Raw genomic sequence first — 13,063 nt, forward strand, 5'->3', positions numbered from 1 at the left:
GACCGCCTGCGTTTACCAGAACAAATTGCGATCGTGCAAATGTGTCAGTTTGCCGTCGCTCTTTCGAAAACATCCTGAGCTGCATGTAGGATAGAGTGTACACTGGGCAGCCCTGCCGCGAAGGCCGGTCCCGTCGCGATGAAACAATCGTCTCCGGTCACCCTTGCGATAGGAGACCGATGCGCCTCGGTGAACATGCCAATCAGCGCTTCCGAAAGGCTGCCGGTTTTTCGACACTCATCGACAATGAGGATCGATGCGCAGTCAGCAACGGCGTCAAGCAACTCCTGCTCCGCCAAAGGGGCCAACCACCGCAAGTCGATGACACGAGCCTCGATGCCGCGTTCCAGCAAAGTCTTTGCAGCCTTCCGAGCTAGATAAAATCCATTGCCATAGCTGACGATGGCCACATCCCTCCCCTCGCCGAATATCCCTAGTTCGCCTGGCATCAAGGTTTGATCCGGCTCCGGGTAGGGCGAAAGCCACGCTCCATCACCGTACTCGTGCAGATCCCGCGTCTGATAGAGGGCGATGGGTTCGACAAAGACAACAACTCTCTGCTGTTCGTCCGCAAGTCTGAATGAGCCTCGCAGCATCCGTGCCGCATCAGCGCCATTAGATGGACACGCAATAACGATGCCCGGGATATCCCGCAGGACCGCGAGAGAATTATCGTTATGAAAATGTCCACCGAATCCGCGCTGATAACCCAACCCGGCAATCCGAACCACCATGGGATTGGTAAACTGTCCATCCGAAAAGAATGGCAGCGTAGCAGCCTCGCCGCGAATCTGATCTTGTGCATTGTGAAGATATGCCAGAAACTGAATTTCAGGAACCGGAACATAACCCTGCTGTCCCAAACCGATGCCCAACCCAAGGATCGACTGTTCATCGAGAATGGTATCGATCACCCGCTCGCGGCCGAAACGTTTCTGCAGGCCGCGGGTAACGCCGTAAACTCCGCCTTTGCGCCCGACATCCTCCCCGGCAATGATCACGTGCCGGTAGCGGAGCATCAGATCACCCAACGCCCAATTCAGGAGCCGTGCCATCGGTTGTGGCGAAAACATTGCCTCGATATCTTTGCCAAAGGCTTGTCGCCTCTCTTCTGCATTGCTTGGCGGTGCTTGTGCCGCAGCCCTGGGCGGGGGTATGAGACTGCGCGCAACAGCGCTCGATTGTCCAAGCTTCGGACGAGCCGCGGCCTTGGGCGCCAGATCTTCGCACATTTCACCAAGCTCAAGGTAGGTTCTGATTATCCTTTCCTTGGTAACACCAGCGGTTAGTAGTCGAGACGCCGATGCGAGCAAGGGATCTTGCCCTAGATCCTCGACGATCTCCCAAGGTTCGCGATAGGCCGACTCTACGTCAGAGCCGGCATGGCCGAACAGCCTGACTGTACGCATATGCAGGATTGCCGGCTTGCGGGACCGGCGGACAAAATCTACAGCCGACTGACAGCTGTTTAGCGTCTCGACCAGATCCAGTCCATTGCAGTGGAAATAGGAAACGCCCGGCCTGCTGCTGAGCATCGCCTTTATCCACCCTTCGGGACTGCGAACGGAGATGCCAATTCCGTTATCCTCGCAGACGAACAGGATCGGCATCGGGTTGTTCTTGAAACTGGCCCACCCTGCAGTGTTAAACGCTCCCTGAGCAGTCGAATGGTTCGCCGAAGCATCGCCGAACGAGCAGAGGACGATTGCATCGCGCTCTATGTTGCCGTGCAAGGGCGCTACACGTCTCGACAGTGAAATACCGAAGGCTGTTCCCACTGCCTTTGGCAGATGGCTGGCAATTGTGGAGGTTTGGGGCGCGATATTGAGATCTGCCGCACCTAGCACCTTGTGCCGCCCCCCGGAAATCGGATCTTCCGAGGATGCTGCAAAGCTCAACAGAATCTCATAGGCCGTTTGTTCCCAATGGTCAGGTCCACGCAAGTCGGCGGCCCGCTGGATTTGAAACGCGCAATCCCGATAATGCAAAAAGGCCGGGTCGTTTCCGGTGACACAGGCCGCGACTGCTGACATGCCTTCATGCCCGGATGAGCCAATGGTATAATACCCCTGCCCGATCCTTTGCATTGCCCGCGCGGTTCTGTCGAGATGTCGAGACAGACACTGGGAGCGAAATATCTCCAGCATCGCGTTCGCGGAAACAATGGGGGTTATTGGTGGCAGTTTTGGAAAGGCTGCGCCGTCAACCTTTCGGGCAAAATCAGCATGAACTTCGTCTATTGTATCCATTTACGAAACTTCTGTCCTCATTGCTCCACGCTGTCACGAAGTTCCAGACTTCAGAAACTGATCTATGAGGTTGACCGTTTCTCTGATCGTACAGGCGATATCGATTTCTACATGAACCTCATCATCTCTGGGTGGCTCCAGTGCCTCGAATTGGCTCTCCAGCAGTGACGCTGGCATGAAGTGGTCGGATCGATCCTGCATTCGACGCTCAATAACGCGGCGCTCACCAGACAGAAATACGAATAGCACATCTTCGCCCGCCACATCCCGGATGCAGTCCCGGTATATGCGCCTCAATGCAGAGCAGGCCACAATACACGTGCCTTGGTCCCGCAAAAGGGCGGATCCGACCTTTTCGAGCCAGGGCCAGCGATCCTCGTCCGTTAATGGAGTACCCCCCGACATCTTGACGACGTTGGCCGGAGGGTGCAAATCATCCGCATCGATGAAGCGTGCACCGAGTAGCGAGGCAAGTGCTGACCCGACACTCGACTTGCCGCTTCCCGCCACCCCCATAACCACAATTTTACGCTTCATCTCAGAGGCTTACCGTCAACCCGCCATCTACGTAAAGAACGTGGCCATTAACGAAGCTGGCCTCATCTGATGCCAGATACACACATGCTCCCGCCAGTTCTTCTACCTTGCCCCAGCGTCCAGCAGGCGTGCGCTGCTTTAGCCACGCCGTGAACTCTGCATCAGCGACGAGGGCCGCATTGAGTGGCGTCTCAAAATAGCCGGGTGCAATAGCATTGCATTGCAACCCATACCGAGCCCAATCCGTCGCCATACCCTTGGTCAGATTGGCAACCGCACCCTTGGTGGCCGTGTACGGGGCTATTCCAGTCCTTGCGAGGCGAGACTGCACAGACGCAATATTGATGATCTTACCTCGCCCCCGCGGGATCATATGGTTGGCGACAGCCTGACCCACATTGAAAACCGAAGAGATATTGGTCTGCAATAGTTTCTGGAAAGCCTCCACATCGAAGTTCTCCAACGGCCCGCGATGCTGCATGCCCGCATTGTTGACGAGAATGTCCACCGGTCCGACTTCCGTTTCGAAACTGTCTACGGCGGTTCCTGCTGTTGCGTGGTCTGTTACGTCGAAGGGCAAGAGGTGGACAGTCGCACCATCGCTACGAAGGCTCTCGGCCGTAGCCTCCAGTTTGCCTATATCTCTTCCGTTCAACACAATGGTGGCGCCAGCTTTCGCCAGCCCCCGCGCCAACGCAAGGCCAATGCCCTGAGAAGAGCCCGTCACCAGCGCGTTTCGCCCATTCAGATTGAACATCACGGTCTCCCTACTATTTTTCGGTGTTCGCCACCCGTTGGCAAAGGCGTATAAGAGCCTACAGTCACTGGCAAGAGTTGGGCAGGGACGATCCCGGAACCAACTGGAGGAAATCATGAAATCATTGGTGTTGCACGCCGCGGAAGACCTGCGGATCGAGGAGCATTCGGCTGTCGAGCCAGGGGCGGCCGAAGTCCAGATACGTCTTGCCGCCGGCGGCATATGCGGTTCGGATCTGCATTATTTCAACCACGGTGGATTCGGCAGCGTCCGGCTAAGAGAGCCGATGATTTTGGGCCACGAAGTCGCAGGATATGTTTCTGCGATTGGAACAGGCGTGGCCGGCCTGGAAATCGGCCAGTTGGTCGCCGTGTCTCCCTCCCGACCTTGCGAAAATTGCCGTGAATGCCTGGCCAATCTTCCCAATCACTGCCGGAATATGCGGTTTTATGGGTCAGCAATGCCCTTTCCACACGTGCAGGGAGCCTTTCGTGAGCTATTGACCGTCGATGCCAGCCAATGTGTCGCGGCAGACGGCCTTACACCATCAGAGGCCGCAACCGCGGAGCCATTGTCTGTCTGCCTGCACGGGATTTCCCGAGCCGGTAGCCTGCTGGGCAAATCCGTGCTCATCACAGGCAGCGGTCCAATTGGCGTTCTAACCTGCCTTGCGGCACTGGCAATGGGCGCATCTGAGGTGACTGTTACGGACATTTCCGACACCGCTCTGCGCCACGCTGTGAAGGCAGGCGCAGATCGCGCAATCAACGTCGCGGGGAGTGCGGATGATTTCGAACGGCTAACCCTTGGCAATGGTTCCTTCGACATAATGTTCGAGTGCTCCGGCGCCGCATCAGCGCTTCAGAGTGCAATTCCCGCCATGCGTCCGCGGGGCGTTATCGTGCAGTTGGGACTTGGACCAGATGCACCATTACCGTTGACCAGGATTGCGGCCAAGGAGCTTGACCTTCGCGGATCCTTTCGTTTCCACGAAGAGTTCGCAACCGCGGTGCGTTTGATGCAGAAGCGGGCCATAGATGTCCGGCCACTTGTCACGCACAGCTTTCCTTTGTCCGACGCGGTGGCGGCGTTTCAAACCGCATCCGACAAATCGAAATCCATGAAAACTCAGATACTGTTCTGATCTCTCGGAGTGGTCGGGGCGGCGAGATTCGAACTCACGACCTACGGTACCCAAAACCGTCGCGCTACCAGGCTGCGCCACGCCCCGACTGGGCCACCTTCTAGCCAAGCACTTGGACGAAGGAAAGCGAAAACATCGTGCCGAGACTATGCCACCAGTCCGTCGGTAAACTGAAGCCGCGCGAGCCGGGCATACAGGCCACCGCTCGCCACAAGATCTTCGTGCCTGCCGACTGCAACAATTCGGCCTTTCTCCATCACGATGATCCTGTCCGCCTTCTTTACCGTAGCCAGCCGGTGGGCAATGATGAGCCTGGTACGGCTTCTGGACAGGGACTCAACTGCCTCCTGTACCGCTTTCTCGCTTTCCGCATCCAATGCGGATGTCGCCTCATCCAGCAACAGAACAGGTGAATCACGTAAAATGGCTCTTGCGATGGCAATGCGCTGCTTCTGACCACCAGAAAGCATCACGCCACGCTCACCGACGTAGCAGTCGTAGCCATCAGGAAGTTCGGCCAGAAAATCGTGGGCAGCTGCGGCTCTCGCCGCAGCCTCCACCTCTTCATTCGTCGCCTCCGGTCTGCCGAATCGAATATTCTCGCGGGCAGTGGTAGCGAAAATCACCGGGTCTTGCGGTACCAGTGCAAAGTAACGGCGCAATTCAGACCTCAGCATCGTTTCGATTGGAGTACCGTCAATCCTGATCTCTCCGGCATCCGGATCAAAGAAACGTAGCAACAGTTGAAAAACGGTCGTTTTGCCGGCACCGGAGGCACCGACGATTGCCACGGTTTCCCCCGGTTCTATAGAAAGAGTAACATCATCCAGCGCCGCGATACTCTTTCGCGATGGATAGCTGAACGATACGTCGTCAAAAATGATCTGCCCTCTTGCCGGAGACGGATATGGCACCGGTTGGTCAGGATCAACAATAGCATCCTCGAGGCTCAGCAGTTCAACCAGACGCTCCGTGGCACCAGAAGCGCGCTGAAGTTCACCCCAGATTTCTGACAACGCCGCCACCGCACCGGCGACCATGACGGAATAAATGACAAACTGGACGAGTTCTCCAGCGGTCATGATTTCGCTACGAACATCTCGTGCACCGATCCACAGTACGCCGACAACGCAACTGAAGACCACGAAGATGACAATTGCAGTCATCAGCGCTCGTGTATGGATTCTCCGCCGTGCGGCATCGAAGGATGCCTCGGTCAGACCGTCGAATTCCACCCGACTTGCAGCCTCATGTGAATAGGCCTGTACGGTCTGGGCCGCCAATAGCGTCTCTGATGCCTTGGCCGAACTGTCGGCAATACGTTCCTGCCCTTCTCGACTCAAAACCCGAAGTTTGCGACCGAGAGTTATGATCGGAATCAGGACAAGTGGCACAACGAGCAAGACCATGCCTGTCAGCTTGGCTGAGGTGAAAAGCATAAAAACGACGCCTCCAAACAACATCAGGGCGTTTCGCAGGGCAATGGAGATCGAGGAACCGATAACCGACAGAATCAAGGTCGTATCAGTGGTCAGCCGGGACAGAACCTCGCCGGTCATGATCCTTTCGTAGAAAGACGGGCTCATGCTGATCACCCGCGCATAAACAGCCTTGCGAATGTCAGCGACTACGCGTTCGCCAAGCCGTGTAACAAAGTAATAGCGCAGCGCCGTACCCACCCCGAGAGCCAAGGCAATCAGAATTGCCGCCGCGAAATAGGCGTCCATCTGCGCAAGGGTGCCGCTGGAAAAGCCGTCGACCACCCTTCGAACGGCAATGGGTAGTATCAGAGAAAGCATGGCGGTTAGGACGAGCGCCACCACCGCCAAGAGCACCAATTTGCGATATGGCTTAAGGAAGGGAACGAGCCCGCGTAGTGAGCCGATCGCGCGGGATTTCGGACGGTCCGCCTTGTCACTCATCCTGTCGCCTGCTCCTTGGGTCAACCCAAGTCTTTTAAGCCGGGTGGCGACGGCAAGTTCAAGCGTTTAACGGCCGAAGAGGCGAGAATGCCGCAGACAGAACAATCAGTGCAGCCGGACCGATGGACCCTTGTACGCATCTTCGCTGGAAAAGTCCTGCGACCGCAAAAGAAGATTTGCACCGACGGAAATCACCACGATGGCCAGAAACGCAATCAACATGACTTTCATTCAGAGGGATCTCCCGTATATGTCCGCAGATAGTTGACCAGATCATGCCGGTCCCTTGCGTTTACAATACGCTGCATCGGCATCTTGGTTCCCGGAATATAGTGCTCCGGACCTTTGTCGAAAAGGCCGTCAATGGTTGTCTCATCCCAAGTGATTTCCGATTTTTTCAAGGCATCCGAATAATGGTAGCCGGAGACCGAACCCGCCAGCCTGCCGAACAGGCCATTTAACGTCGGCCCGGCCTTTCGCCCGGCACTGCCGCGCAATTCGTGGCAAATGGAGCATTTGCGCATGAACTGTCGCTCACCATTGCTCATTTCCGAAGGATCGCGAAGAAAAGAGCGTTGATTGCTTGCCATGAGCGGTCGGTCCACCGCATCCAGCGGAAAATAATGCGCTACATCCGAAATGCCGCCAGCATAAATGCCATCACCACTCTCATCAAAAGCCAATGCCCAAATTGGTCCGTTTGCGGCAGCGCGAAAATCATACCTCACCGTCCAATCCTGAGTATCGATTACCATGATATACCCTTCACCGTCACCGACGGCGACCAACGCGTCGTCGTTGCTGACGGACAGTGCTAGGATCGGCCGCCTGTCTGCACTGAGGTCGGCCAGAACCTCTCCGGATTCCAGATCGATTGCCCGCGTCCCTCCATCAAGGGCGCCATAGAGTAGCCACGAACCGTTGTGCGCCATCGACAGAACATTGATGCCGAAACCGTGGCGCGCCAGAACACGCAATTCTTCTCCGGTTTTGCGGTCCCACTCCCGAATCGTCCCATCATTGGAAGCGCTAAAAAGCCGGGAACCATCAGTGGAAAATGAAACATCATTGACCTGACCCTCGTGGCTGTCGATCCACATTATCTGTTCGCCGGTCTCGGAGTTCCAGACGCCCACCACCCCATCCCAGCCAGCGGTGGCAACCAGGTTTTCTTTAACGGCCAGGCTGATGATCTTGCCTTTGTGGCCACTCAAAACATTCAACTCGGTTCCATCGGAGTTCCATATGCGCAACTGCATGTCGTCACCGACCGATGCAAATCGTCCATCACTGAGAATTTTCGCTGCATTTACCGCCGCAGAATGACCCTCCAGCCAAATCGGATTTCTGTCAGGCAGTGACCATACGCCCACGGAATTATCGAAACTCGACGTCAAGATCACGTCTTCGGTTACCGCGATGCCTTTCACCGGCCCGCCGTGACCGACTAGGTCGTTCTCTTCAGCAAAGGATTTCGCACCCGTCAGACCGCAAAGTAGACCAAGTGCGATTATCAACCGGAGCATGGCAAGTGGCTACTCCGCCGCGCTGACCGAGGCCTTCGGTACCTTTCCCTTTGCCTCCATCTCCTCCACCCAGAGGTTGTGGTGCTCCTTCGCCCACTGGAGGTCTACATTGCCAGAGCCCATCGCATCGTACGCGCCTTCCATTCCAAGGGTTCCGATGTAGATGTGCGCAATGATCACTGCCATCATCAAGAACGAAACGATGGCGTGCCAGAGTTGCGCGTATTGCATCTCCACATGGGGCTCCAGCACGGTCGGCAGCGGGTTCAGACCGACCAGGCCCGGAATGCCGAGCATGTTGATTTTCTCAAAGGTCGCGGCGAAGAGCGGCATCTGGAATGGGAACAACAGCGACAGGCCTGACACGGAAACCGAGACGCCAAGAATGATAACCGCCCAGAAAATCAACTTCTGACCCGCATTGAACTTCCAAGCAGGCGGATGGGAATTCTTGGAGAACAAACCTCCGCCTTTCATCAACCACACGACGTCGGCCCGTGCCGGAATGTTGTGAATGACCCAGAAAACGAAGACCAATATCAGCGCCAGCATGAACGCCCAGGACACGTTGTTGTGGATCCACTTTGACCCAATCGCAAGGATGGAGTTCACCTCATGTCCAAACAGAGGGATGATCGCAACTCGACCAAAGAGAGATATGAGACCTGTCAGCGCCAATAGGATGAACGATCCTGCCAGAACCCAGTGCGCCAGCCGCTCAACCGGCTTGAAACGCTCGATCCGGATGCCGGACAAGCCACCGCTGACACGGATGCGGCCCCGCAGAAGATAAAAAAGACCAAGTACGGCAATCGTGCCAAGAAGCAGATAGCCACCATAGGTTCTTAAGGGGCCAGCCCGCCAGGAAAGCCATTTCATGCCACCGTCCTGCATCAAGACGTTCGTGGCAGGTCCGTTGGCCTGCGTTGTAATATTTGCTGTGTTGAAACGCATGTCCTCCCACATCAGGCTATCGGAGGTTCCCCCAAGCGTGCCAAGGATACCCTGTGCCTGTGCAGAAGCATCGTAATCGGACGTCCGGTTCGTACGTTCGACCGCTTCACCTCGCTGTCGTGCCAGGATATCTTCGAGCGTCGTCGTGTTTGTGTGCGGTGCCTCGGGCACGTCGACACTGTCGTCGGTTTGCGCAAACGCTGGTTGGACGCCCGCTATAGCTAGCAACGCCAAGACCAGCAAAGCTCGAAGATTCCAAAACATATTGCACCCCCGGTATCATCGAAGGAGGGACGCGCATGCCAGCCCGCCCCTCCCGGAAACTCTCAGTCCACAGCGCGATAGAACGTCAACCGCCCTTCTGGTCGTAAGCCGTACCCCAGCCCCAAGCACCGGAACCGAAGCCGCGTGCCACAACCCGCTCACGGTAAATTGCGGACACATCATCGCCATCTCCCGCGAGCAGTGCCTTAGTGGAACACATTTCGGCGCAGATCGGCAACTTTCCTTCGGCAATGCGGTTCCGACCGTACTTCTGGAATTCGGACTCGGAAAAGTTCTCTTCCGGACCGCCGTTGCAGAACGTGCACTTGTCCATCTTGCCACGGCTGCCGAAGTTCCCGGCTTGTGGATATTGCGGTGCACCGAACGGGCACGCGTAGAAGCAATAGCCGCACCCAATACACAGATCCTTGGAATGGAGAACCACGCCGTCGTCGGTCTGGTAGAAGCAGTCTACAGGGCAGACCGCCATGCACGGCGCATCGGAACAGTGCATGCACGCCACAGAGATCGAACGTTCACCCGGCTTGCCGTCATTGATCGTCACCACGCGGCGACGGTTGATACCCCATGGCACCTCATGTTCGTTCTTGCAGGCGGTGACGCAGGCGTTGCACTCGATGCAGCGTTCGGCGTCGCACAGAAACTTTGCTCTTGCCATCTCTCTATCCCCTTACGCTGTGTAGATCTTGCAGAGAGTCGCCTTGGTCTCCTGCATCTGCGTTACGCTATCATACCCGTAGGTTTGGGCCGTGTTGGTACTCTCACCCAATACATACGGATCGGCACCATCTGGATACTTCGACCTCAGGTCGTCGCCCTGAAAGTGCCCACCAAAGTGGAACGGCATGAAGGCAACGCCGGAGCCCACACGATCCGTCAGCATCGCCTTTACCCTCACCTTGCCACCTTCCGGACCTTCTACCCAGACCATCTGGCCATCACGCACACCCAGGTTGTTGGCATCCCGTGGGTTCACCTCGATGAACATATCCTGCTGAAGTTCCGCCAACCAGGGGTTGGAACGGGTCTCATCGCCGCCACCTTCGTATTCCACGAGGCGACCAGACGTCAGGATGATCGGATATTCCTCAGAGAAATCGTTCTGCTGGATCGACGCATACATCGTTGGAAGACGGTAGAACTGACGATCTTCGTATGTCGGGTAGTCCGCAACAAGGTCTCGACGGTTGGTATAGAGCGGTTCGCGATGCAACGGCACGGGGTCCGGGAACGTCCACACAACGGCGCGGGCGCGTGCATTGCCAAAAGGTGCACACTCATGTGCAATAGCGACGCGCTGGATGCCGCCGGAAAGATCGGTCTTCCAGTTTATACCGCCAACGCGATCATTGTAGTCGGTCGGGAAGGCCATGCCTTCCGCTTCGCCGATCTCTTCGTCCGACTTCTGGAAATCCTCCAGTCCTGCGACCCTGCCAATGATGGCTTTCTCTCGCGCTGTAAGGTCACCGTCCCAACCAAGGTCGACCAACATCTGGTAAGTGAATTCAGGATACCCATCCTGAATTTCGGACCCTGCCGAATAAACGCCGTCCGCAAGCAGGTTGTCACCTTCGTACTCCACTCCGAAGCGGGCACGGAATGTCAGGCCACCTTGGGAGACCGGTTTAGACATGTCATAGAGGTTCGGAGTGCCGGGATGCTTCATTTCGGCCGTACCCCAGCACGGCCATGGCATACCATAATAGTCACCATCCGCCGGACCGCCAACAGCCTGTAGCGTAGTGCGATCGAACGTATGCTGGTTGGCCATGTGCAACTTCAAACGCTCCGGGCTCTGGCCCGTGTAACCGATCGTCCACATGCCGCGGTTGAATTCGCGGGTGATATCCTCGACGTTTGGCTCGTCTTCGGAATCCATCGAAATGTTGCGCAGCAACCGGTCGGCAAATCCGAATTTCTTGGCGAATTTTGCAATTATCGTATGATCGGGCAGACTCTCGAAAAGTGGATCGACCACCTTGTCACGCCATTGCAACGAACGGTTCGAAGCCGTCACTGACCCACGCGTCTCGAACTGAGTACAGGCCGGCAGTAGATAGACATTGTCTGTACGGTCGGACAAGACGGCGGACACGGTTGGATACGGGTCGACAACGACCAGCATATCCAGTTTTTCCATTGCTGCCTTCATCTCCACCATGCGCGTCTGCGAGTTGGGTGCATGGCCCCACAGGACCATGGCGCGCACGTTGTCTTCCTGACCGACAATGTTGTCCGGCTCTTCCAGCACGCCGTCTATCCAGCGCGAAACCGGGATGCCGATCTCGTTCATCATGGACTTTTCGGCATCATCCTTCGTCGGCGAAAACTGGCCCTTGAGCCAATCCAGATCTTCACCCCAGACACGAGACCAGTGCGCCCATGCGCCTTCTGAAAGACCATAGTAGCCCGGCAGGTCATGCGACAGCACACCAAGATCCGTTGCGCCCTGAACATTGTCATGCCCGCGGAAGATGTTGGTTCCACCGCCGGCGACACCCATGTTGCCCAGCGCAAGCTGGAGGACGCAATAGGCGCGGGTATTGTTGTTCCCGTTGGTGTGCTGCGTGCCTCCCATGCACCAGATCACCGTGCCGGGCCGATTGTTGGCCAGTGTTTGTGCTACCCGACGCATCTGCGAGCCGGGAACTCCCGTCACGCGCTCCGTTTCTTCGGGCGTCCACTTCGCCACCTCTTCCCTGATCTGGTCCATGCCCCAGACCCGGGTGCGAATGAATTCCTTGTCTTCCCATCCGTTGTCGAAAATGTGCCACAGAAGGCCCCAGATCAACGCCACATCGGAACCGGGCCGGAAGCGAACGTATTCGTCGGCATGGGCCGCTGTGCGCGTGAAACGAGGATCGCAAACGATCAGCGGCGCATTGTTCTCCTCCTTGGCCTTCAGGACATGCAGCAAAGACACCGGATGCGCCTCGGCGGGGTTGCCTCCGATGATGAAGATTGCCTTGGAGTTATGAATGTCATTGTAGGAGTTGGTCATGGCGCCGTAGCCCCATGTGTTCGCAACCCCGGCCACGGTGGTGGAGTGACAGATACGCGCCTGGTGGTCGACGTTGTTTGTGCCCCAGTATCCCGCGAACTTGCGGAAAAGATATGCCTGTTCGTTGTTGTGCTTGGCTGATCCCAACCAGTAAACCGAGTCCGGCCCGCTCTCCTCGCGAATGGACAACATCTTGTCGCCAATCTCGTTGATCGCCTCTTCCCAAGAGACACGCACCCATTCGCCGTTTACCAGTTTGGTAGGATATTTCAGACGACGCTCGCCATGAGCGTGCTCACGAACAGACGCGCCTTTCGCGCAGTGGGCACCGAGGTTGAACGGGCTGTCCCATCCGGGCTCCTGCCCGATCCAGACACCGTCGGAGACTTCAGCAATCACCGTGCAGCCGACTGAGCAGTGAGTACAGACGGACTTTACCGTTTCTACTGCCCGCGCAACGGTTGACTGTGCGCTTGCTTTCGTAACCGACCCGGCGCTTCCGAAAGCCGCCAGTCCGCCAACTGCAAGCCCCGAAGAACGAAGGAATGAGCGACGATCAAGAGACGTCTGCGCTGCCTTTTCCAGAAGCGATGCTGTTGACGATCTTTGAGCGACGCCATTGATTTTCTTTCTGAGCATTTCAATCTCCCGATGAGGCTTGACGCCTCTGACAATTCACTGCGCCCTC

Annotated in this window: 10 protein-coding genes and 1 tRNA gene; 1 reads left to right on the forward strand and 10 read right to left on the reverse strand. The window is 56.6% G+C overall.

Annotated elements, in window-relative coordinates; all coding sequences use genetic code 11:
- Positions 1–44: 44 nt before the first annotated feature.
- The 3 genes from GO499_RS08700 to GO499_RS08710 are packed head-to-tail and all read right to left on the reverse strand — an operon-like array spanning position 45 to position 3,543.
- Positions 45–2,249, reverse strand: a complete 2,205-nt coding sequence (locus tag GO499_RS08700; protein ID WP_161861839.1) for a thiamine pyrophosphate-dependent enzyme — start codon at positions 2,247–2,249, stop codon at positions 45–47.
- Between the two features lie 33 nt (positions 2,250–2,282).
- Positions 2,283–2,786: a gluconokinase gene (locus GO499_RS08705; RefSeq protein WP_161861840.1), complete on the reverse strand. Its 504-nt coding sequence runs from the start codon at positions 2,784–2,786 to the stop codon at positions 2,283–2,285.
- A gap of 1 nt (position 2,787) precedes the next feature.
- Positions 2,788–3,543 (reverse strand): SDR family oxidoreductase, encoded by a 756-nt coding sequence (locus GO499_RS08710; RefSeq protein ID WP_161861841.1) that lies wholly within the window; start codon positions 3,541–3,543, stop codon positions 2,788–2,790.
- A 115-nt stretch (positions 3,544–3,658) separates the two neighbouring features.
- On the opposite strand from GO499_RS08710, the gene GO499_RS08715 reads away from it, so the two are divergent.
- A complete protein-coding gene (locus GO499_RS08715; protein WP_161863886.1) occupies positions 3,659–4,687 on the forward strand; it encodes an L-idonate 5-dehydrogenase in 1,029 nt (342 codons plus the stop codon).
- Positions 4,688–4,697: 10 nt separating this feature from the next.
- Here the strand turns inward: GO499_RS08715 and GO499_RS08720 are convergent.
- The 7 genes from GO499_RS08720 to GO499_RS08745 all read right to left on the reverse strand — a co-directional run bounded on the left by GO499_RS08720 (position 4,698) and on the right by GO499_RS08745 (position 13,014).
- Positions 4,698–4,774 (reverse strand) — tRNA-Pro (locus GO499_RS08720).
- Positions 4,775–4,833: 59 nt separating this feature from the next.
- Positions 4,834–6,609 (reverse strand): ABC transporter transmembrane domain-containing protein, encoded by a 1,776-nt coding sequence (locus GO499_RS08725; protein ID WP_161861842.1) that lies wholly within the window; start codon positions 6,607–6,609, stop codon positions 4,834–4,836.
- Positions 6,610–6,714: 105 nt separating this feature from the next.
- Positions 6,715–6,840 carry a hypothetical protein gene (locus tag GO499_RS19700; RefSeq protein ID WP_284154940.1) on the reverse strand — a complete coding sequence of 42 codons (126 nt, stop codon included), beginning with the start codon at positions 6,838–6,840 and terminating at the stop codon, positions 6,715–6,717.
- Positions 6,837–8,135: a c-type cytochrome gene (locus tag GO499_RS08730; protein WP_161861843.1), complete on the reverse strand. Its 1,299-nt coding sequence runs from the start codon at positions 8,133–8,135 to the stop codon at positions 6,837–6,839. The genes GO499_RS19700 and GO499_RS08730 overlap by 4 nt, the downstream gene beginning before the upstream one ends.
- Positions 8,136–8,144: 9 nt before the next feature.
- Positions 8,145–9,353, reverse strand: a complete 1,209-nt coding sequence (locus GO499_RS08735; RefSeq protein ID WP_161861844.1) for a formate dehydrogenase subunit gamma — start codon at positions 9,351–9,353, stop codon at positions 8,145–8,147.
- 85 nt (positions 9,354–9,438) lie between these two features.
- Complete coding sequence (gene fdh3B / locus GO499_RS08740; RefSeq protein ID WP_161861845.1) at positions 9,439–10,032, reverse strand: formate dehydrogenase FDH3 subunit beta; 594 nt, start codon at positions 10,030–10,032, stop codon at positions 9,439–9,441.
- 12 nt (positions 10,033–10,044) lie between these two features.
- Positions 10,045–13,014 carry a formate dehydrogenase subunit alpha gene (locus GO499_RS08745; RefSeq protein WP_161861846.1) on the reverse strand — a complete coding sequence of 990 codons (2,970 nt, stop codon included), beginning with the start codon at positions 13,012–13,014 and terminating at the stop codon, positions 10,045–10,047.
- Between the last annotated feature and the right edge of the window lie 49 nt (positions 13,015–13,063).

It is taken from the genome of Algicella marina, assembly GCF_009931615.1.
GTDB classification, from domain to species: Bacteria; Pseudomonadota; Alphaproteobacteria; order Rhodobacterales; family Rhodobacteraceae; genus Algicella; species Algicella marina.